Genomic DNA, 19,673 nt, shown 5'->3' on the forward strand with positions numbered 1-19,673 from the left:
AAGGAGTATCTGAATGACGCAGGTCAAGCCCATGCGCGCGGACGCTCGGCGCAACTACGAGCGGTTGCTGAAGGTGGCGGCCGAGGCGTTCGCCGAGCACGGGGAAGGTGCGTCGCTCGACGACATCGCCAAGCGGGCGGGCGTCGGGTCCGGCACGCTGTACCGACACTTCCCGACACGGCAGGCGTTGCTGGAGGCGGCGTACGTCGACCGGGTCGAGGAGTTCGCGAGGCGGGCCGACGAGATCGCGAAGGAGCTGCCCCCGGGCGAGGCGCTGGTGGAGTGGCTGAACGAACTCTGCGTCGGAACGATCCAGGTGCGCGGCCTGAAGACCCTGCTGGGGTCAGCCGTCGCCGACGGCAGTTCCGCCGCGCTCACGGTCTGTGGCACCCATGTGAGGGGAGCGGCGACGCGGCTGGTCGAGGCGGCACAGCGGGAGGGGACCCTGCGGGTGGATGTCGAGCCGGTGGATCTGCTGCGCCTGGCCCACGGGGTGGCTACGGCGGCGGAGCTGGCGAGCGGGGACGGGGAGCAGATCCGGCGGTACCTGTCATTGCTGACGGAGGGGCTGCGGCCGTAGCCGCGGGTCGGCGGCTGTCGACGAGTCTGCGTACCTCGATGGTCTCCGGGGCGCCCTTGTCGAGGCCTTCCAGGGCGACGGCGAGACGTTCGTAGCCGTCTTCCCATTTCCTGGACGCCAGGATGACCGAGAGAACCCACGGACGGGTCCTCAACCGGGGATGGGGTCTCTGGGAGGCATCGAGTCCGGTGGCCTGGAACCAGACGTCCCGCAGGTCGTTGTCGAGCAGTGACGACGCCAGGGAAAGCTTGTCGGCGAGTTCGCTCTCGAACGGGCTGACGGCGTCGGACGGGAACTCCGGTTCGGACGTCTGGGCGACGGCCGGGGAGGGGACCGGGGCCGTGACCGCGGCCAGGACGATATCCCGGACGGCATCGGCGTCGGGGATGTCGTACAGGGCCTTGCCGTCCCTGGGAAGCAGTCTGTCGGGGACGATCTCCTCAGGGACGTCCTCGATGAACAGGGGGACGAGCCGTGGCAGGTCGTCGACGAGATCGGGATCGTCGTACATCGCCTCCAGCACCGTCTTGTTCGGGCCCTGTTCGGCGAGGCTGTGCCGCGAGATCAGTGCGACCACGCGGCGCGCGCGGGCCAGCGAGTTCCTGAGGAGCTCCGAGGGGACACGGCCCAGACACTCCGGGGGCAGGACGGAGACCTCGCGTCTCTCGGCAAGCAGGGCGTGCACCCAGTCTCCCCAACTGCGGTTCCGGTCGGAGTACGTGAGTACGACGTCGACGGACAGCGACGACTCGGGACCGAACGCCGACCGCGACCAGGCGGCGTCGTCGAGCCGGATGGACGGAAGGGGATTGTCGTGCGCGTCGACTATGACGTCGGCGACTTCCTGGACGATCTCGTGGTACTCCCGCGTGCCCGGGTCCTGCTCTTCGCGCGGTACGAGATGGATCAACCCTCGCCTTTCGTAGAGGGAGTTCGGATCACGGCGCACGTACTGGTACGTAGTCACCTCCTCCGGCCACGCCTGTTTGGTCCGCTGCCAGCGCACCCCGATCAGACACGGGATCTCGGCGCCGGTGCTCAGTCTGTACTGGCTGAGCCGGGCGGTGAAGACCGTCCACTCGTGGGCACACCAGTGGCTCTGGAAGTAGCTCGGCGAATAGAGGGCCAGCATCGCCCGGGTCGTGCAGATGCCGTTCTCGACGATGCGGTCCTCCCAGCGTTCGCCGGGCCTGATGTTCCGGAAGTCCACGAAGCCCTCGCCGGGGACGGCCTCGCCGAGACTCAGCCGGACCTCCCGCTCCACGTCCTCGTGGAAGCGTCTGACCCGGGGGAAGTTCGCCTCGCTGTCCGAGTAGCCGGTGAAGAACCAGTGCGGGATGCGGCCGGGCGGGCCCGCGGGGGCCGGGACCGGCGGGGGTGGGGCGCTCACCGCGCTGCCTGGCCGCGCTGGAACTCCGCGACGACGTTGCGCACCTCCGCGTTCGCGAGACTGTCCGGCTCCACCAGGTCCAGCGCTTCTACGAGGATCGAGAGCCCGTCCGGCCGAGACCGCAGGCTGCGGACGAGTTCGAACAGTGCCGTGCGCGGTGACACGGTCTCCCGGTCGGTGAGACCCAGGAGATCCCACAGGATGTTGCGGCTGTCCCTGCGCTGCAGGGCGGCCGAGCGCTGCAGGGCGTTGACGAGACGATGGGTCAGGAGCGCCTCGTCGCTGTCGGAGGGACTGGAAGCTCCGGGGAATGCCGGGGCTCCGTTCGGGCGCGCGGGTTCCTCCAGAGCGAACTGCAGGACGTCGCGGGCCGCGTCGGGATCGAGATCGTACAGGGCCGGAGCGGCCGGATCCCGTAGGGCACGCGGCAGTTGGCCGGAGTCGACGGGCTTGATGAGGAGCGGGATGAAACGCCGCGGGTCGTGTCCGTCGCTGTCCGGCAGCCCGATCCACTCCGCGGTGTCCCGGGGGGTGGAGACCACCGACGCCAGGTAGTCGGGGGACAGCAGGGCGAGGACGATGTCGTACTCCCGGAGCGGCCGGCGTCCGAGATGGGTGTCCTTGCTCAGCGTCGTCGTCTCGTAGCCCAGGCGATCCAGTTCGAACGTGACCCAGTTCGCCCAGCTGCGGTCCGCCTCCACATGGCTGACCAGCACGCTCCCCCGATCCGCGAACGACGCCGGGCGGCGCCTGGACCCGGACGGCCGGGGCGGCTTGGTGAGGCGGTCCGTCTTGAGGATGTCGGCGCCCGTGCGGAGCACTTCGGTGAAGAGGTGCTCGGCGATGAACTCCGGTGGAGTGTCGGAGATACCCCGTTCCCACCGCAGTCGCACCTTGGACGGCAGATCGGCCTCCCGCGCGTATCTGACCAGCACCGCGGGGTCCGGGGCGGCGCTGTCCGCGCGCAGGACGGCCAGCAGCGCGGAGGTGCGCAGCGCGTCGATGTGATCCGCTCCGAGTACCTGCCTCTGCTGGTCGAGGGTTTTCTCCAGGAGGCTCAAGGCCTGTGTCTTGAGGTTCACGCGGATCCTCAGCACGGCCAGGAGGACGGCAGCCCGCAGGGTGGTGACGTCGTCAGGACCCTTGCTGAGCCTCAGCCGGTGGTGGGTCTCCTCGCCCAGGGAACAGGCCCGGTCCAGCTCACCGAGGTCCACCAGCAGAACGGCCAGACGCGCCGCCGTGCGGAGGGTGTCCGGAGCATCCGGACCGAGTGAGCGCCGCTGCCGGGCGAGGGTGTCCTCGCCCAGTCTCCGGCCTTCCTCGGCCCTGCCCAATGCACGCAGCGGTGTGAGCAGGGTGGACGCCAGGGTGAGATGGGCGGGGTGGTCCGCGCCGAGGACCGACCGTAGCTGCTTCCGGGTCTTCTCGCCGATGTCCAGAGCCGCCGCCCAGTGCTCGGATTCGGTGAGCAGCGTGGCGAGTTGGGCGGCGGCGTGGAGTGTCACCTGCTCCTCGCCGCCGAAGGTGTACCGAAGCCAGTCGAGGAGGGTTTGCGCCAGTGGCCGGGCGGCTTCCGGTTCGCCTGCCGCCTGCAGCGCGTCGACCAGGTACGACTGAATCTCCATCGTGGTCGGATCGCTCGCACCGAGCAGCGCCGCCGAGGCCTCGCGCAGTTCCGTCAGCCTGGACGCGGCGGCCGGGGCCCCGCCGTCCTCCAGCAGGCGGACACACCCTTCGCACGCCGCCTTGAGGCCCTCGACCCGGGTCAGGTCCCGTGCCGCCACCGCGAGCAGGTGGGGCAGCAGGGAAGCCCGGGTCTCCGACGTCCCGCGCAGGGCGGGGAGAGCCGAGACCAGCAGGGCCTGGGCTCCGAGAGCCGCGTCGGCCCGTCCGGTCGCGGACATCTCGTCGCGCAGCGCGGAGTGGACGGCCGGGTGGATGCGCACGGTGTCGTCGGCCGTGTAGGCGAGGCTGAAGCGGCTGGCAGCGCTCAGCGCGGCCCTCCGCACCCTGCCGTCCCGCAGCACCGTGGCCAGGGGTTCCGGGGTCCAGTCCGGCACGTGCACACAGTCCCGGAGCCGGAAGGGCTCCGGCGCGAGCAGAGAGCAGGCCGAGAGGAGAACGACGGCCCCGGGGTTCCGTTCCGACAGCTGGGCCAGGCCGATGCGCACGGTGTGCGCGAGGCTGTGCGGCGGGCTGGTGGCGGGCTCCGTGGAGAGTGCTTCGCGGTACACATCGACGGAGACACCGCTGTTGATGGCCTCGGCCGCCATTCCCACGGTCAACGGGATGTCGCCGCCGGCCGCGACCCCGCGGGCGTCCTGCGCGCTCAGCTCAGGTGCCAGGCTGCGGAGCAGGGCCAGGGACTCCTCGGGCGTGAACGGGCCCACTTCGATCGGATCCCCGAAGCCGGCCTGCGACCGGTCGCGGGAGATGAGAAGGATCTGCCCGGTGCCGGTGTCCCGCAGCACCCTCTCGGGCAGTCGGGTGTCCTCTGCCTCCGGCACGTCGTCGAAGACCAGCAGCCAGCGGCTGCGGGTACGCAGCTCGGCGGCGAGGTCCTTGACCCTTTGGCCGATCGGCGCGTCGGATTCGGCGGCACCGATATGTGTCGCGAGCTCGGCGAGCTGAAGCAGGGCGGGATTGCCGCCGCCATGTCCGATCCACCAGACGAGCTCGTACTCGCCCGCGAAACGGTGGGCGTACTCGATGGCCAGCTGTGTCTTGCCCGCTCCCCCGACCCCGACGAGGACGGCCCGGGAATTCTCGGTCAGCGCCCCTCTGAGCTCCTTCAGCAGCTCGACGCGGCCCACGAACCGGTCGGAGCGCGGGGGCACACGCCATACCCGCGGCCGGCTCCCCGGCAGCCGGGGACTGGTCGCGCCGAAGCGACGCAGCCGGCCGCCGGTCGGCGGCCGCTCCGGGGCGACGGCGCGCAACAGGGCCTCACGCGCGGCCGTGTCGTCGCGACCCGCGAGCCGCAGGTACGGCAGGTCGCGAAGGTGGTCCAGGCCCGCCGGGAACGGACCGTCGTCCAACAGGACGGGGATCACCCTTGCTCGCCCGGCAAGGGCGGCCGCCAGCTCCGTTGCGGCGTTGACGCTGTGCGCGTACGACGATGAGACGAGCACCAGAAACTGCTGGGAGGTGCGAACGGCGGCCGACGCCTCGGCCCGCCAGTCGGCGCCCGGGGTGAGCGACCAGACGTCCAGCCATGCCTCGTAACCCGCGTCCTGGAGCTGCCAGGCGGCCCACTCGGCCCAGGCCTGGTCGTCCCGCGCGTAGCTGATGAAGCACGACCGGTTTCCGTCCCCAACGGCCATGTCCCCGCCCCCCGTTCACGCCTTCGCCATGAGACTAAGGCGTGATCCGGACCGAGGGAGGGTTTCCGCTGCTTACAACGCCTGCGCCGCCGGCTTCACCATCCCTCTCACCGTACGCGACTTCACGAAGTCGCCCATCGCCGTCATTTCCCACTCGCCGGAGAACTGCTTGATCATCTTGGCCATCATCACGCCGGTCTGGGCCTCGGCGTTGGTGAGGTCGAAGCGGACCAGTTCCTCACCGGTGGCGGCGTCCAGCAGGCGGCAGTACGCCTTGGCGACCTCGGTGAACTTCTGGCCGGAGAAGGAGTTGACCGTGAAGACCAGGCCGGTGACGTCCTGGGGGAGGCGGCCGAGGTCGACCACGATCACCTCGTCGTCACCGCCGCCCTCGCCGGTGAGGTTGTCGCCGGAGTGCTTGATCGCGCCGTTGATGATGGACAGCTTGCCGAAGTAGCAGCTGTCGATGTGGTTGCGCTGCGGGCCGTACGCGATGACCGAGGCGTCCAGGTCGATGTCCTTGCCGCGGTACGCCGGCTCCCAGCCGAGGCCCATCTTGACCTGGGAGAGCAGCGGGCGGCCGCCCTTGACCAGGGAGACGGTCTGGTTCTTCTGGAGGCTGACGCGGCCCTTGTCGAGGTTGATCTTCCCGGCGCCGAGCGGCGGTGCGGCGGGCGGGGCCGGGGGTGCGGCGGGCGGTGCGGGAGTCACCGCGACCGGCGGGGCCGGCGGTGCCACCGGGGCCTGCACCGGAGGGGCGGGCGCGGCGACAGGCGCGGGCGCCGGTTCCTCCACCGAGACGCCGAAGTCCGTGGCGATGCCCGCGAGGCCGTTCGCGTACCCCTGGCCGACCGCGCGGGCCTTCCAGGCGCCGTTGCGGAGGTAGATCTCCACGACCACCAGTGCCGTCTCGGTGCCGAGCTGCGGGGGTGTGAACGAGCCCAGGACGCTGTTGTCGTCCGCGTTGCGGATCGTGGCCGTCGGTTCGATGCCCTGGAAGGTCTGGCCCGCGGCGTCCGGGCTCGCGGTGACCACGATCTTCTCGATGCCGGGCGGGACGGCGCCCGTGTCGACGGTGATCGCGTCGGGGGCCGCACCGCCGCCCGAGCGGTACGTCACGCCCGGTCCCGTCGGCTGGTTGTAGAAGATGAAGTCGTCGTCGGAGCGCACCTTGCCGTCGGCGGTGAGCAGCAGGCCCGATACGTCGAGCCGCACGGGGGCGGCGACGTCCACCGTCACGCGCACGGCGGAGAGAGGGATGTTCGAGCCGGGGGTCATAGCTGTCATGACTCGTGAACGAGCGAGACCATTTTGCCGTTCCCTTACCTAGCGGCCAATTGGCCCAGCGCTGAAATCCCCGGCCCGGAACCCCTCCCGCGGACTACGGAACCACCACGATCTTCCTGCCCACCCCGGCCGCGAACTGCTCCAGCGCCTGCGGATACCGCTCCAGCTCGATCCGGTCGCTGATGAAGATCTCCGGGTCGAGCACGCCGGTCGCGAACAGCTCCGCCGCCCGCTCGAAGCTGTGCAGCACCGCCATCGAACCGGTGATCGTGATCTCCTGGTTGTAGATGCGGTACGGGTCGATCGTCACGCGGGTGGCGTAGTCGGCGACCCCGAACTGGAGGAACGTGCCCGCCTTGGCCACCCGGTCCAGGCCGTCCTGGATGGCCGCCGCGTTGCCGGTCGCGTCGATGACCACGTCCCAGCCCTGGGGGCGGTCCAGCTCGTCGGCGTTCGCCGCCGACCCCGAGACACCGAGCGTGCGAGCGGTCTCCAGTCGGGCCGCGTTCAGGTCCACCACGTCCACGCTCGCCGCACCCGTGCGCTTGGCGAGCTCCAGCATCATCAGGCCCATCGTCCCGGAGCCGTAGATCAGGACATGGGAGCCGAGACGGGAGCGCAGGACGTCGTAGCCGCGTACCGCGCAGGAGAGCGGTTCGACGAGGGCCGCGTCCTGGGTGCGGATGTGATCCGGGAGTTTGACGCAGTTGGCGACGGGGGCGGTCGCGTACTGGGCGGCACCCCCGGCCGTCGTCACGCCGATCGCGGCCCAGCGTTCGCAGAGGTTGTTGTGGCCCGTACGGCAGTAGCGGCACTCGTAGCAGTAGAGGGAGGGGTCCACCGCCACGCGGTCGCCGATCGAGATCTCCGTGACCTGGGCGCCGACCCCGACCACCTCGCCCGCGAACTCGTGCCCGGGCACGATCGGCAGCTTCGGCGCGAACTCGCCCTGGAGGATGTGCAGGTCCGTGCCGCACAGGCCGCAGGCGGCGACCTCGACGACGACCTCGCGCGGGCCCGGCGTCGGGTCCGGGACCTCGGTGACGACGGCGCGGCCCACGGACTCGATGACGGCGGCCTTCATTTGACGGCTCCCAAGGACAGGCCCTGGACCAGTTTGTCCTGGGCGGCGAACCCCGCGGCGAGCACCGGCAGGGAGATGACGAGCGACGCGGCGCACACCTTGGCCAGGAACAGGCCCTGGCTGGTGATGAAGCCGGTCAGGAAGACGGGGGCCGTCTCGGCGACCACACCGGTCAGCACGCGGGCGAACAGCAGTTCGTTCCAGCTGAAGATGAAGCAGATCAGGGCCGTGGCCGCGATGCCGGGGAGGGCTATGGGGGCTACGACCCGGGCCAGGATCGTCGGCAGTTTCGCGCCGTCGATCTGGGCCGCCTCGATCACCGCCACCGGTACCTCGGCGAGGAACGACTGCATCATCCACACCGCGATCGGCAGGTTCATGGAGGTGTAGAGGATGACCAGGAGCCAGATGTTGTCCAGCATTCCGGTGTTCTTCGCGAAGAGGTAGATCGGGAGGAGGCCCGCCACCACCGGCAGCATCTTCGTCGACAGGAAGAAGAACAGGACGTCCGTCCACTTCTTCACCGGGCGGATGGAGAGTGCGTACGCCGCAGGGAAGGCCAGCAGGAGGACGCAGAGGGTGGAGACCACCGAGGCCACCGTCGAGTTGAGCAGCGCGGGCCAGGGGCTCGCGCCGCCGCCCGTGCCGAAGAAGTCCCGGTAGCCGTCGAGGGTGAGGGCGGCTCCGAAGGACGGCGGGTTGGTCGCGGCGTCCGACTCCGAGTGGAACGACGTCAGGGCCATCCAGGCGATGGGCAGGAAGAACAGCACACCGAGCAGCCAGGCCAGCAGGCCCAGGCCCGTTCCCCGGGCACGCCGGGGTCGTACGCGGATCGTGGTGGCGCTCATGCGCGGGACACCTCCTCGCGGAACAGGGACGAGACCACGCGCAGCGCGAAGGTCGCGATGATGATCGAACCGATGACGACCAGGACGCCCGCGGCGGAGGCGAGGCCGTTCTCGTGGGCCTGGTAGAAGCTCTGGTAGACGGTGTAGGGGAGGTTCGCCGTCCCCAGGCCGCCGGACGTGAGGGTGAAGACCGCGTCGAAGTTCTGGACGATGTAGATCGAGCCCAGCAGGGCGCCCAGTTCGAGGTAGCGGCGCAGGTGGGGGAGGGTGAGGTAGCGGAAGACCTGCCAGTCGCTCGCGCCGTCCACCCGGGCGGCCTCGATCTGCTGGTGGTCACGGCTCTGCAGGCCGGCCAGGAGGATCAGCATCATGAACGGCGTCCACTGCCAGACCAGGGAGGCCTCGACCGCCAGCAGCGGCGTGTTCGAGATCCAGTCCGGCTGGGGGCCGCCCACGTAGTGCAGCAGTCCGTTCAGCAGGCCGTACTCCGGGTTGTAGAGCACGTGCTTCCACAGCAGGGCCGCGGCCACCGGGACCACCAGGAAGGGCGCGATGAGGAGCGTTCTGACGATGCCACGGCCGCGGAACCTGCGGTCCAGGAGCAGGGCCAGACCCAGGCCGATGACCAGGCTTGCGACGACCACGGCCGCCGTCAGGAGGATCGTCGTCCAGACGGAGTGACGCAGGTCGGGGTCGGTCAGGACGTCCGAGTAGTTGGAGAGGCCGGTGAAGTGGCGGGCCTTGGGGTAGAGCGCGTTCCAGTCGAAGAAGGAGATCACCAGCGTGGCCACGAAGGGGAGCTGGGTGACGGCGACCATGAAGATCAGGGCGGGCAGCAGCGGGGCGCGGGTGGCCCAGGCGCGTAGCCGGTTGGAGGGTTTTCCCAGGCTGCGTACGGGAGTGGCGGCCACGGGGGCCGTTGTCGTGGCGGTCATCGTCCCTCGTACTCCTTGGAGATCTTCTCGGCGAGTTTCTGGGACTTCTTCAGGGCCGAGTCGACGGACTGGCGTCCGGCGATGGCCGCGCTGATCTCCTGCGAGACCTTGGTGCCGAGGTCGGTGAACTCGGGGATGCCGACGAACTGGATGCCGGGCGCGGGGCGCGGCTGCACGCCCGGGTCACGCGGCCGGGCGCCCTCGATGGCCTCGCGGGTCATCTCCTGGAAGGCGGCGGCCTCCTTGGTGTACGCGGCGTTCGTGTAGGTGGAGGCGCGCTTGCCGGCCGGCACGTTGGACCAGCCGATCGTGTCCCCGACCAGCTGCTCGTACTGCTTGCTCGAGGCCCAGGAGATGAACTTCCAGGCCTTGTCGGAGTTGTGGGAGGCCTTCTGCAGACCCCAGGCCCAGGTGTAGAGCCAGCCGGAGGACTTGGTCTTCTCGACGGGCGCGGGTACGTAGCCGATCTTGCCCTTGACCGGGGAGTCGGACGCCTCCAGGGAGCCCGCCGCGGAGGTGGCGTCGTACCACATGGCGGTCTTGCCCTGGGTCATGTTGTTGAGGCACTCGGCGAAGCCGGACTGGGCGGCGCCGGACTCGCCGTGCGCCCGTACGAGGTCCACGTAGAACTTCGTCGCCTTCTCGAACTCGGGGGAGTCGAGACGGGCCTTCCAGTCCTTGTCGAACCAGGTGCCGCCGAAGGTGTTCACGACGGTGGTGAGGGGCGCCATGAGCTCGCCCCAGCCAGGCAGGCCGCGCAGGCAGATCCCCTTCATGCCGGACTGGGCGCCGTCGGCCTCGGCGGCCAGCTGTCCCACCTGCTCCCACGTGGGGTGGTCGGGCATCGTCAGGCCCTTCTGGGCGAAGACGTCCTTGCGGTACATCAGGAAGGACGACTCACCGTAGAACGGCTGACCGTAGAGCTTGCCGTCGGCGGCCGTCAGGGACTGCCGCATGGGGGCGAGGATGTCCTGCTCGTCGTAGCCGCTGTCCTGGCGTACGTAGGAGTCCATGTCGTGCAGCCAGCCGTTGCGGGCATAGATCGGTATCTCGTAGTTGGAGAGCGTGGCGACGTCGTACTGGCCGGCCTGGTTGGCGAAGTCCTGACTGATCTTGTCGCGGACGTCGTTCTCCGGCAACACGGTGAAGTTCACCTTGATGCCGGTCTCCTTGGTGAAGTGCGCCTTGGTGAGCTTCTGCAGCTCCACCATCTGAGGGTTGTTGACCATCAGGACGTTGATGGAGTCGCCGCCCGACCCCGACCCGCCCGCTCCGACCCAACAGCCGGAGAGCAGCGGGGCGAGCAGCGTCCCTGCGGCGACCGCGGCGAGTGCGCGCGGCCTCCGTCGGCTCTGGGTTCGCATGGATCGCTCCTGGACGTATAGGGAGATAAAGGGCGTTCTTGGGTGTGGCTGTGCCCTTGTAGTGGGTGAGTTGGGTTTTCAGACTCGGATGACCTGGGGGCCTTGCAAGGAGTACCGGTGTGCCTCCGACGTCGGAAGCAGCGTGCTGGTGACGATCGCTTCCAGGGCGGTGATCTCCGCGAAGCGGCAGAAGCTGACCGCCCCGAACTTGGTGTGCACGCCCGCGAAGACCGTGCGCCGGGAGGCCCTGATCGCCTGGGCCTTGACCTCGCTGACCGCCGGGTCGGGGGTGGTGAGGCCGTGTTCGCGGGAGATGCCGTTGGCGCCGATGTACGCCAGGTCGATGACGAAGCCGGCGAGCATCTTCGTCGTCCAGTGGTCCACGGTCGCGAGTGTGCCGGGGCGGACCCGGCCGCCGAGCAGCAGGACGCTGGTGTGGTCGGCCTCGGCGAGCGCGCCCGCCGTGGCCAAGGAGGCGGTGACCACGGTCAGTGGCCGGTCCTTGGGGAGTGCCTCGGCGATGAGCTGCGGGGTGAACCCCTCGTCGATGAACACGGTCTCGGCGTCGCCGAGCAGCTCGGCCGCGGCGCTCGCGATCCGGCGCTTCTCGGGTACGTGGCTGGTGGCGCGGAAGGCGAGCGTCGTTTCGAACCCGGCGCTCTCCACGGGGTAGGCGCCGCCGTGGGTGCGGCGGACCAGGCCGTGGTCCTCCAGGGCGCGCAGGTCGCGCCGTACGGTCTCCTTGGCGACGCCCAGTTCGGCGGCGAGCGCGGTGACGTCGACCGCGCCGGTACGGCGGGCGGCCCTGACGATCTCCCGCTGGCGTTCTTCCGCGGTCATGGCCGACACCTGCTCCCTGCGTCCTGTGCGTACTGCCCGTTCGGGCCCGGTGCGGGCCTTGGGGGAAGTTCTACAGCGGGTGCGCGGCACTGACCAGGCCTGTTGCGTGACCGATGGTGCCCGGCTGTGACCGTTTGGCGGGGCGGGCGCCCGTGCCGGACCTGGGGCGCAGCGGTGGGCGGGGTGGGATCGGGCAGGGTTCGTGCCCGAACACGGCGGCGGGCGGGCCCGTTCGGTGCCCGCCCGCCCTCTCGCGCCCTCGCCGCGGGGTCGTCTTCCGGCCGCCCGGTCGTCGCTACGGCCGCCGTCCGGTCGTCAATGCCGCCGTCCGGTCGTCAATGCGGCCGTCCGGCCGTCAGTACGGCCGTCTGATTGTCGGTCCGGTTGTCCGGTCGTCCGGTCGTCAGTACGGCCAGATCGGCGGATGCGTCGTGAAGTGGCCGCCCAGGTGGGCGTGGTCCGGGTTGGCCGGGTCGAGCTCGCCCTGTTCGGCGATGAGCTTCTCGGCGTACGGCTCGGAGTCGTCGTGCGGCTCGTAGCCCAGCGCCCGGGCCGTCGAGAGGTCCCACCACAGCCGGGTGTTGGCGGAGGAGCCGTAGACGACCGTGTGCCCCACGTCCTCGGCGGTCAGCGCCGCGTGGAAGAGACGGGCGCCGTCCTCGGGGCTCATCCAGACGGAGAGCATGCGCACGCTGGTGGGCTCCGCGAAGCAGGAGCCGATGCGGACCGAGACCGTCTCCAGGCCGTGCTTGTCCCAGTAGAACTGCGCCAGGTCCTCGCCGAAGGACTTGGAGAGCCCGTAGAAGGTGTCCGGGCGGTGCGGGGTGTCGATGGGGATCAGGGCGCCGTCGTCGAAGGGGGCCTCGCCCAGGGGGCGCGGGGTGAAGCCGACGGCGTGGTTGGAGGAGGCGAAGACGATGCGTCGTACGCCCTCTTCGCGCGCCGCCTCGTACAGGTTGTACGTCCCCTCGATGTTCGCCTTGAGGATCTTGTCGAAGGAGGCTTCCAGGGAGATGCCCGCGAGGTGGATGATCGCGTCGACGCCCCGCACGGCCTCGCGCAGGGCGGCCTTGTCCGCGAGGTCCGCGGTGAGCGCGTCCGGCTCGCCCTCGACGGGCAGCAGGTCGAGGAGGCGCAGCTCGTAGCCGTAGTCCGGCAGTAGCCCCCGCATCAGGGTGCCGAGTCCGCCGGCGGCGCCGGTGAGCAGAACGGTGCGGGGAGCGGGCATGCGGGTTTCTCCTCACGGCCACGCGGGTGGCCGTATTCGTGTACGGCATTCACATCCATGGACACGCTAAGGAGCCCCGACCTGCTGCGTCAAGTGTCGCGCGGCGGTGGCGAATCCGCTGCTGTGTCGCGGGTTTGCGCGCTTGACCGGCCCCAAGGTCGCGCTTTAGCGTGGTGGCGTTCAGAAATATGGACATGGATCAGAAACATGCACCCGCTGTTGTGTGCGTGAGCACCTGCCCCAGGGAGAGTCCGTGACGTCAGCCCCCCTTGCCGCTCGGCTCAGCGTCCCCAGCGGGCCGCTGTTCTTCCCCGTCACGGCGTACGGCCCCGACGGTGCCCTCGATCTGGACACCTACCGCGCGCATGTGCGGCGCGGCGTCGAGGCGGGTGCCGCCGCCGTCTTCGCCTGCTGCGGCACCGGGGAGTTCCACGCGCTCACGCCCGAGGAGTTCCAGGACTGCGTGCGGGCGGCCGTGGAGGAGACGGCCGGGCGGGTTCCGGTCGTCGCGGGCGCCGGGTACGGGACCGCGCTCGCCGTACGGTTCGCACGCCTCGCCGAGGAGGCCGGGGCCGACGGGCTGCTCGCGATGCCGCCGTATCTGGTGGTGGCGGGGCAGGAGGGGCTCCTGCGGCACTACCGGGAACTCGCCGCCGCCACCTCGCTGGACATCGTGGTCTACCAGCGCGACAACGCCGTGTTCACGCCCGAGACCGTGGTCGAACTCGCCCGCACCGAAGGGATCATCGGCTTCAAGGACGGGGTGGGCGACCTCGACCTGATGCAGCGGATCGTGAGCGCCGTGCGCAGCGAGGTCCCCGGTGACTTCCTGTACTTCAACGGGCTGCCGACCGCCGAGCTGACGGGGCTCGCGTACCGGGGCATCGGCATCACGCTGTACTCGTCGGCGGTCTTCTGCTTCGCACCCGAGATCGCCCTGGCGTTCTACGCGGCGTTCAACGCGGGCGACGACGAGACGGCGAACCGGCTGCTTGACGGCTTCTACCGCCCCTTCGTCGACCTGCGGGCCCACGGCCGCGGATACGCGGTCTCCCTGGTCAAGGCGGGGGTGCGGCTGCGGGGGCTGGACGTGGGTGAGGTACGGCCGCCGCTGCACGAGCCGACCGAGGACCATGTGAAGCAGCTCGCGCAGCTGATCGATCGGGGGTACGCGCTGCTGGAGCCGCCCGAGGGACCTGAGGGAGCGCTTGAGGGACCGGACGGAGCGCTCGAGGGGCCTGGCGGAGAAGGACGGCTGGGGGAGGGCGAGTGAAGGCGTCCGCTTTCGTCTATCCGTGGGACGTCGTCGGGGATCCGGGGGCCGCCGAGCGGATCGCCGGGCTCGGGGTGCGACAGGCGACGCTCGCCTCCGCGTACCACTCCACGCGCGCCCTGACCCCCCGCCACCCCCGCCACCGGATCGTGACGGCCGCGCACGCCGCCGTCCTGTTCCCCGTCGACGACGCACGGTGGGAGGGCCGCGCGCTGCGGCCGTACGCCGCCGGGGAGTGGGCGCCCGGGGACGCGTACGGGGAGGCGGCCGGCGCGCTCGCGGAGGCCGGGCTGGACGTCCACACCTGGGTGGTCCTCGCGCACAACTCGCGGATGGGTGCCGAGCATCCGTCCACCTCCGTCGTCAACGCCTACGGGGACCGCTATGCGTGGGCGCCGTGCATCGCGCAGGCCGACACACGGGCGTACCTCGTCGACCTCGCGGTGGAGGCGGCGGTGCGGCCTGGGGCGCTGGGTACGGAACTGGAGTCGCTCGGCTGGTACGGCCTCACGCATCTGCACGCGCACGACAAGATCGGCGGGGTGGGACTCGGGGACGCAGGCCAGTACCTGATGTCGCTGTGCTTCTGCGCGGCCTGCCGGGCCGGGTACGGGGGATACGGGCTCGACGCGGACGACCTGGCGTCGGCCGTCCGGGAGGCGCTGGAGCCGGTGTGGCGGGGGGACGTGCCGTCGGAGGGCGGCTGGCCGGTGGTCGAGAAGCTGCTCGGGGGTGAGACGGCGGCCGCCACGCGCGTGTGGCGTGAGGGCGTGGCCCGTTCGCTCCAGGAGACGGTGGTCGCGGCGGTGCGGGCGGCGGCGCCGGCCGGCTTCCAGGTGTTGCTGCACGCCGATCCCGTGTCGTACCACTGCGGGGCGAACGCCGGGGTCGATCCCGGGCACATTCTGTCCGTGGCGGACGGGGTGGTGGTGCCGTGCACGGGTGGGGTGGGCCCGCTGACGCCGTTCGCGCAACAGGGGCGGGACGCGGCCGTACTGGCCGCCAACTTCACGGTCGTGTCGGGGATGGGAGGCAGTCCGGGCACCTTGGCGGACGACGCGGCGGGGGCGGCTTCGGCGGGCGCGACCGAACTGCGGCTGTATCACGCGGGGTTGGCTTCGGACGGGGATCTGGACGCCGTGCGGGCGGTGCTGACGGGGCCGGCCTGAGTCCGGATCCCGGAACCCTGTGAGCCTCGGGTCGTCCGGCGTCGCAGGATCGGGGGCAGGGTCAGGAGGCGGGTCAGCCCGAGGGCGAGGAGCAGGGGCCGGTAGTCGACCAGTTCGATCAGGCCCGCGCCGACGGCCGCCCCGAGCGCGTTCGGGGCGTACATCAGGGTGTTCGCGGTGGCGGAGGCGCGGCCGGGGAGCGGGGCCGGAGTCTCGCGCTGGACGGCCGTGTACGCGGCGATCAGGACGCGGGGGAGGCCGAAGCCGATCGCCGCGCCGCAGACCAGGGCCACCGTGTCGGACGGGACCGCGCGGAGCGCGACCGCGACCGCCGTGAGGGCGATGCCGTACGCGGCGAAGCGGCGCTCGCCCAGTCGGCGCAGCAGGGGACCCGCGACCAGGCCGATCAGCACCGAGCCGACGCCCTGGGCGACGTGGAGGAGGCCGACGGGGTCTGTCGTTCGGATCAGGCCTGGGCCGCGGGGTCTGATCAAGCCCCGTCGCCCGAAGCGACCTGATCCAAACGACAGGCCCTGGCCCGGCCTCTCCTGCGACCACGGGTCCCGCCGAAGCGGGGTGCCGGAACGGGGATGTCCGGCACCTTCGCCGGGTTGCAGAGGCATACGGATCCCTGAAGCGCGGTGTGCGATCTGATCGGGCACGACATCGAGGCGTGCGGCCCGTGGGCCGAGTGCAAACGGGCCGCCGGCCAGGTGTGAGGAGAGGGTTTTCGCGCTCTTCTGCGGGGCGGACACCGACCGGCATCGCGAAAGCGAACACCGCGCACGGAACGCCCGGCGGCCCGGACCTCCTTGGTCGCTTCAACTTCTTTTGTCTGAAGCGTTGACGAAACATGGCTGCGCTCCTACCTTCAACGCGTCGTACTTCGTACGTCATATATGAGACGCGATACACGAGATCAGATACAGATCCGAGAGGCGCGCATGACCTCTGTGCCCATTCCGATCCCGTCCCGCACGCAATTCGTGCTGGAGGGGATCAAACACCGCATCCTCACCGGGCAGTTGACCCCGGGACAGGCCCTGGTCGAGACCGAGCTCGCCGCGCAGTTCGGGGTGTCGAAGACGCCCGTGCGCGAGGCCCTCAAGACCCTGGCCGGTACCGGACTCGTCGTGATGAACCAGTACAAGGGCGTCACGGTACGCATGGTGGACGCGGACATGGCGCGCGAGGTGTACGACGTGCGGCTGCTGCTGGAGCCGGAGGCGCTGCGGCGGACCGTACGGCGCCAGGCGTCGCTCGACGCCGCACGCGACGCGCTGACCCGCGCCGACGACGCCTCCGACACCGCCGAACGCTCGCTCTCCAACCGGGAGTTCCACCGCGCCCTGTACGTCTCCTGCGGCAACCCGCTGCTCGGCCGGATGCTCGACGAAGTGCGTGACCAGGCCGCTCTCGTGTCGGCGGTCGCCTGGGCCGCCGACCCGTCCTGGGAGCGCGAGGCCAGCGAGCACCGGGAGATCCTGCGCCTCGCCCTGGACGGTGACGCCGACGGCGCGGCCCGCGCGCTGCACGCCCACATCGAGTCGTTCGTGCGACGGGCCTTCCCCGAGACCCAGGAAGAGGTTGGACAGGAATGACAGCGACGTACGAGACCCAGCGGGCGGCGCTCGCCGAGGTCGTGGCGATCCCCGTGACCCCCTTCACGGAGGACGGGACGATCGACGGCGACACCCACCGGGCCCTGCTGCGTCGGCTGCTCGACGGCGGCATCCGCACCCTCACGCCGAACGGCAACACCGGTGAGTTCTACGCCCTGACCCCCGAAGAGCGGAACCTCGTCAACGAGTTGACGATCGACGAGGTCGGCGACCGCGCCGCCGTCCTGGTCGGCGTCGGACACGACGTGCCGACCGCCGTCGCCTCCGCCCGGCACGCCCGGGAGCTCGGGGCGCAGATGGTGATGGTCCATCAGCCCGTGCACCCCTACGTCTCGGAGGGCGGCTGGGTCGACTACCACCGGGCCATCGCCGAGGCCGTGCCGGAGCTGGGCGTCGTGCCCTACATCCGCAACCCGGTGCTGCCCGGCGCCCGGCTCGCCGACCTCGCCGACGTCTGCCCGAACGTGATCGGCGTGAAGTACGCCGTCCCGGACGCGGCCCGCTTCGCCGCCTTCGCCCGGGACGCGGGGCTTGACCGGTTCGTGTGGGTCGCGGGCCTCGCCGAACCGTACGCCCCGTCCTACTTCTCGGCCGGTGCCACGGGCTTCACCTCGGGCCTCGTGAACGTCGCCCCGGCCGTCTCCCTGAACATGATCGAAGCCCTTCGAGCCGGTGACTACCCGGCCGCCATGAAGGTCTGGGAGCAGATCCGCCGCTTCGAGGAGCTGCGCGCGGCGAACACCTCCGCCAACAACGTCACCGTGGTCAAGGAGGCCCTCGCCTCGCTCGGCCTGTGCCGCCGCGAGGTCCGCCCGCCGAGCAGGGAACTGCCCGAGTCCGAGCGCGCGGAAGTCGCCGCCATCGCCGCGGGGTGGTCCATATGAGCCAGGGCGGAAGGGAGCCGAAGCGCCCCGAGGAGCTCCGGAGCCATCAGTGGTACGGCAGCGGCGTCTCGTCGGGTCTGCGCTCCTTCAGCCACCGGGCCCGCACCCGCCAGCTCGGCTACCTTCCCGAGGAGCACCTCGGCAAGCCGGTCATCGCGATCCTGAACACCTGGTCCGACATCAACCCCTGTCACGTCCATCTGCGCGACCGCGCGCAGGCCGTGAAGCGGGGCGTGTGGCAGGCCGGGGGCTTCCCGCTCGAGTTCCCGGTCTCCACCCTCAGCGAGACCTTCCAGAAGCCGACCCCGATGCTCTACCGCAACCTGCTGGCGATGGAGACCGAGGAACTGCTGCGCTCGTATCCCGTCGACGGCGCGGTGCTGATGGGCGGCTGCGACAAGTCCACGCCCGCCCTGCTCATGGGCGCCGCGTCCGTCGACCTGCCGGCCGTCTTCGTGCCCGCCGGGCCCATGCTGCCCGGTCACTGGCGGAGCGAGGTCCTCGGCTCCGGCACCGACATGTGGAAGTACTGGGACGACAAGCGCGCCGGACTCATCGGCGACTGCGAGATGACCGAGCTGGAGAGCGGGCTCGCGCGGTCTCCGGGCCACTGCATGACCATGGGTACGGCGTCCACGCTGACAGCCGCCGCCGAGGCGCTCGGGGTGACCGTGCCCGGCGCGTCCAGCATCCCCGCCGTCGACTCCGGGCACGACCGGATGGCGGCCGCGGCGGGCCTCAGGATCGTCGAACTCGTCCGCCGGGACCGGAAGCTGTCCGACATCCTCACCGCGGACGCGTTCGAGGACGCGGTGACGACCGTCCTCGGGCTCGGCGGCTCCACCAACGCCGTGATCCATCTGATCGCCATGGCGGGCCGGGCGGGCGTCACCCTCACGCTCGACGACTTCGACCGGATCGCGCGGACCGTGCCGGTGCTCGCGAACGTCCGGCCCGGCGGCCAGAAGTACCTCATGGAGGACTTCCACTTCGCCGGCGGTCTGCCCGGGTTCCTGTCGCGGATCACCGATCTGCTGCACCTGGACCGGCCGACGGTGTCGTACGACAGCATGCGCGAGCAGCTGGCCGGCGCCCGGGTGCACGACGACGACGTCATCCGCACCCGGCACAACCCGGTCGCGGCCGAGGGCGGAGTCGCCGTACTGCGTGGCAACCTCTGCCCCGACGGCGCGGTCATCAAGCACATCGCCGCCGAGCCGCAGCTGCTCAAGCACACCGGTCCCGCGGTCGTCTTCGACGACTACAAGACCATGCAGCGGACCATCAACGACCCCTCGCTCGGCATCACGGCCGACAGCGTGCTGGTGCTGCGGGGCTCCGGGCCCAAGGGCGGTCCCGGCATGCCGGAGTACGGGATGCTGCCCATCCCCGACCATCTGCTGAAGCAGGGGGTACGGGACATGCTGCGGATCTCCGACGCCCGGATGAGCGGCACGAGTTACGGCGCCTGTGTGCTGCACGTGGCGCCCGAGTCGCACGTCGGCGGACCGCTCGCCCTGGTGCGCACCGGGGACACGATCACCCTCGACGTCGAGGCACGGTCGCTCCAGCTCAATGTGGACGACGCGGAGTTGGAGCGGCGCAGGGCCCAGTGGACGGCGCCGCCCGAACGGTACGAGCGCGGGTACGGGGCGCTCTACAACGAGCAGATCACCCAGGCGGACACCGGCTGCGACTTCGCGTTCCTGGCGCGGCCGGGGAAGGTGCCGGACCCGTACGCGGGCTGAGCATGCCCCCGAGGGCCGCCCCTCTTTGAGTCTCACCTGATCGACATCGCGAACAGCAAGCAGTGATCAGCAAACAGCAAGCGCTTCACCCATGTGTA

General features: G+C 70.5%; 16 protein-coding genes. 6 read left to right on the forward strand and 10 right to left on the reverse strand.

Translation table 11 applies throughout. The features are described from left to right. Positions 1 to 13: 13 nt before the first annotated feature. Positions 14 to 580, forward strand: a complete 567-nt coding sequence (locus ACZ69M_RS30350) for a TetR/AcrR family transcriptional regulator (protein WP_470054761.1) — start codon at positions 14 to 16, stop codon at positions 578 to 580. On the opposite strand, the gene ACZ69M_RS30355 is transcribed toward ACZ69M_RS30350, so the two are convergent. The 9 genes from ACZ69M_RS30355 to ACZ69M_RS30395 form a co-directional block, all read right to left on the reverse strand. Next, complete coding sequence (locus tag ACZ69M_RS30355) at positions 498 to 1,970, reverse strand: TIR domain-containing protein (RefSeq protein ID WP_470054763.1); 1,473 nt, start codon at positions 1,968 to 1,970, stop codon at positions 498 to 500. The two genes, ACZ69M_RS30350 and ACZ69M_RS30355, sit on opposite strands and share 83 nt — an antisense overlap. Continuing rightward, positions 1,967 to 5,293, reverse strand: a complete 3,327-nt coding sequence (gene fxsT, locus ACZ69M_RS30360) for an FxSxx-COOH system tetratricopeptide repeat protein (protein ID WP_470054765.1) — start codon at positions 5,291 to 5,293, stop codon at positions 1,967 to 1,969. Before fxsT ends, ACZ69M_RS30355 begins: the two co-directional genes overlap by 4 nt. Before the next feature lie 72 nt (positions 5,294 to 5,365). After that, entirely contained in the window at positions 5,366 to 6,571 is a 1,206-nt protein-coding gene (locus tag ACZ69M_RS30365) for a TerD family protein (protein ID WP_470054989.1), read from the reverse strand. 103 nt (positions 6,572 to 6,674) lie between these two features. Then, positions 6,675 to 7,664, reverse strand: a complete 990-nt coding sequence (locus ACZ69M_RS30370) for a zinc-dependent alcohol dehydrogenase family protein (RefSeq protein WP_403692992.1) — start codon at positions 7,662 to 7,664, stop codon at positions 6,675 to 6,677. Next, positions 7,661 to 8,512, reverse strand: a complete 852-nt coding sequence (locus ACZ69M_RS30375) for a carbohydrate ABC transporter permease (RefSeq protein WP_067364318.1) — start codon at positions 8,510 to 8,512, stop codon at positions 7,661 to 7,663. The genes ACZ69M_RS30370 and ACZ69M_RS30375 overlap by 4 nt, the downstream gene beginning before the upstream one ends. Further along, positions 8,509 to 9,447 (reverse strand): carbohydrate ABC transporter permease, encoded by a 939-nt coding sequence (locus tag ACZ69M_RS30380; RefSeq protein WP_470054768.1) that lies wholly within the window; start codon positions 9,445 to 9,447, stop codon positions 8,509 to 8,511. The genes ACZ69M_RS30375 and ACZ69M_RS30380 overlap by 4 nt, the downstream gene beginning before the upstream one ends. Continuing rightward, the gene (locus tag ACZ69M_RS30385) at positions 9,444 to 10,811 is read right to left on the reverse strand and encodes an ABC transporter substrate-binding protein (RefSeq protein ID WP_470054770.1); all 1,368 of its coding nucleotides are present in this window, start codon (positions 10,809 to 10,811) and stop codon (positions 9,444 to 9,446) included. Before ACZ69M_RS30385 ends, ACZ69M_RS30380 begins: the two co-directional genes overlap by 4 nt. Positions 10,812 to 10,889: 78 nt before the next feature. Beyond that, positions 10,890 to 11,651: a DeoR/GlpR family DNA-binding transcription regulator gene (locus ACZ69M_RS30390; RefSeq protein ID WP_060902183.1), complete on the reverse strand. Its 762-nt coding sequence runs from the start codon at positions 11,649 to 11,651 to the stop codon at positions 10,890 to 10,892. Positions 11,652 to 12,054: 403 nt separating this feature from the next. Continuing rightward, positions 12,055 to 12,879, reverse strand: a complete 825-nt coding sequence (locus tag ACZ69M_RS30395) for an NAD-dependent epimerase/dehydratase family protein (RefSeq protein ID WP_470054772.1) — start codon at positions 12,877 to 12,879, stop codon at positions 12,055 to 12,057. 253 nt (positions 12,880 to 13,132) lie between these two features. Between ACZ69M_RS30395 and ACZ69M_RS30400 the strand changes: the two genes are divergently transcribed. Together ACZ69M_RS30400 and ACZ69M_RS30405 are read left to right on the forward strand one after the other, a co-directional pair. Further along, positions 13,133 to 14,152: a 5-dehydro-4-deoxyglucarate dehydratase gene (locus tag ACZ69M_RS30400; RefSeq protein ID WP_470054774.1), complete on the forward strand. Its 1,020-nt coding sequence runs from the start codon at positions 13,133 to 13,135 to the stop codon at positions 14,150 to 14,152. Beyond that, positions 14,149 to 15,321 carry a hypothetical protein gene (locus ACZ69M_RS30405; protein WP_470054776.1) on the forward strand — a complete coding sequence of 391 codons (1,173 nt, stop codon included), beginning with the start codon at positions 14,149 to 14,151 and terminating at the stop codon, positions 15,319 to 15,321. The genes ACZ69M_RS30400 and ACZ69M_RS30405 overlap by 4 nt, the downstream gene beginning before the upstream one ends. Here the strand turns inward: ACZ69M_RS30405 and ACZ69M_RS30410 are convergent. Then, positions 15,255 to 15,815: an MFS transporter gene (locus tag ACZ69M_RS30410; RefSeq protein ID WP_470054778.1), complete on the reverse strand. Its 561-nt coding sequence runs from the start codon at positions 15,813 to 15,815 to the stop codon at positions 15,255 to 15,257. The two genes, ACZ69M_RS30405 and ACZ69M_RS30410, sit on opposite strands and share 67 nt — an antisense overlap. Before the next feature lie 450 nt (positions 15,816 to 16,265). Between ACZ69M_RS30410 and ACZ69M_RS30415 the strand changes: the two genes are divergently transcribed. From ACZ69M_RS30415 to araD, 3 genes are read left to right on the forward strand one after another with little or no spacing between them, the layout of a single operon-like run. Further along, positions 16,266 to 16,922: a GntR family transcriptional regulator gene (locus ACZ69M_RS30415; RefSeq protein ID WP_099940729.1), complete on the forward strand. Its 657-nt coding sequence runs from the start codon at positions 16,266 to 16,268 to the stop codon at positions 16,920 to 16,922. Next, positions 16,919 to 17,827, forward strand: a complete 909-nt coding sequence (locus ACZ69M_RS30420; RefSeq protein WP_470054780.1) for a dihydrodipicolinate synthase family protein — start codon at positions 16,919 to 16,921, stop codon at positions 17,825 to 17,827. The genes ACZ69M_RS30415 and ACZ69M_RS30420 overlap by 4 nt, the downstream gene beginning before the upstream one ends. Next, the gene (araD, locus tag ACZ69M_RS30425) at positions 17,824 to 19,575 is read left to right on the forward strand and encodes an L-arabinonate dehydratase (protein WP_470054782.1); all 1,752 of its coding nucleotides are present in this window, start codon (positions 17,824 to 17,826) and stop codon (positions 19,573 to 19,575) included. Before ACZ69M_RS30420 ends, araD begins: the two co-directional genes overlap by 4 nt. Positions 19,576 to 19,673: the final 98 nt, after the last annotated feature.

This window comes from Streptomyces sp. NPDC107454 (genome assembly GCF_055582885.1).

Excerpts from the sequence above, each read along its gene's own strand:
- ACZ69M_RS30350 (WP_470054761.1), top strand. The coding sequence starts at position 14 with ATGACGCAGGTCAAGCCCATGCGCGCGGACGCTCGGCGCAACTACGAG.
- fxsT (WP_470054765.1), bottom strand. The coding sequence starts at position 5,293 with ATGGCCGTTGGGGACGGAAACCGGTCGTGCTTCATCAGCTACGCGCGG.
- ACZ69M_RS30365 (WP_470054989.1), bottom strand. The coding sequence starts at position 6,571 with ATGACCCCCGGCTCGAACATCCCTCTCTCCGCCGTGCGCGTGACGGTG.
- ACZ69M_RS30370 (WP_403692992.1), bottom strand. The coding sequence starts at position 7,664 with ATGAAGGCCGCCGTCATCGAGTCCGTGGGCCGCGCCGTCGTCACCGAG.
- ACZ69M_RS30375 (WP_067364318.1), bottom strand. The coding sequence starts at position 8,512 with ATGAGCGCCACCACGATCCGCGTACGACCCCGGCGTGCCCGGGGAACG.
- ACZ69M_RS30380 (WP_470054768.1), bottom strand. The coding sequence starts at position 9,447 with ATGACCGCCACGACAACGGCCCCCGTGGCCGCCACTCCCGTACGCAGC.
- ACZ69M_RS30385 (WP_470054770.1), bottom strand. The coding sequence starts at position 10,811 with ATGCGAACCCAGAGCCGACGGAGGCCGCGCGCACTCGCCGCGGTCGCC.
- ACZ69M_RS30390 (WP_060902183.1), bottom strand. The coding sequence starts at position 11,651 with ATGACCGCGGAAGAACGCCAGCGGGAGATCGTCAGGGCCGCCCGCCGT.
- ACZ69M_RS30395 (WP_470054772.1), bottom strand. The coding sequence starts at position 12,879 with ATGCCCGCTCCCCGCACCGTTCTGCTCACCGGCGCCGCCGGCGGACTC.
- ACZ69M_RS30415 (WP_099940729.1), top strand. The coding sequence starts at position 16,266 with ATGACCTCTGTGCCCATTCCGATCCCGTCCCGCACGCAATTCGTGCTG.
- ACZ69M_RS30420 (WP_470054780.1), top strand. The coding sequence starts at position 16,919 with ATGACAGCGACGTACGAGACCCAGCGGGCGGCGCTCGCCGAGGTCGTG.
- araD (WP_470054782.1), top strand. The coding sequence starts at position 17,824 with ATGAGCCAGGGCGGAAGGGAGCCGAAGCGCCCCGAGGAGCTCCGGAGC.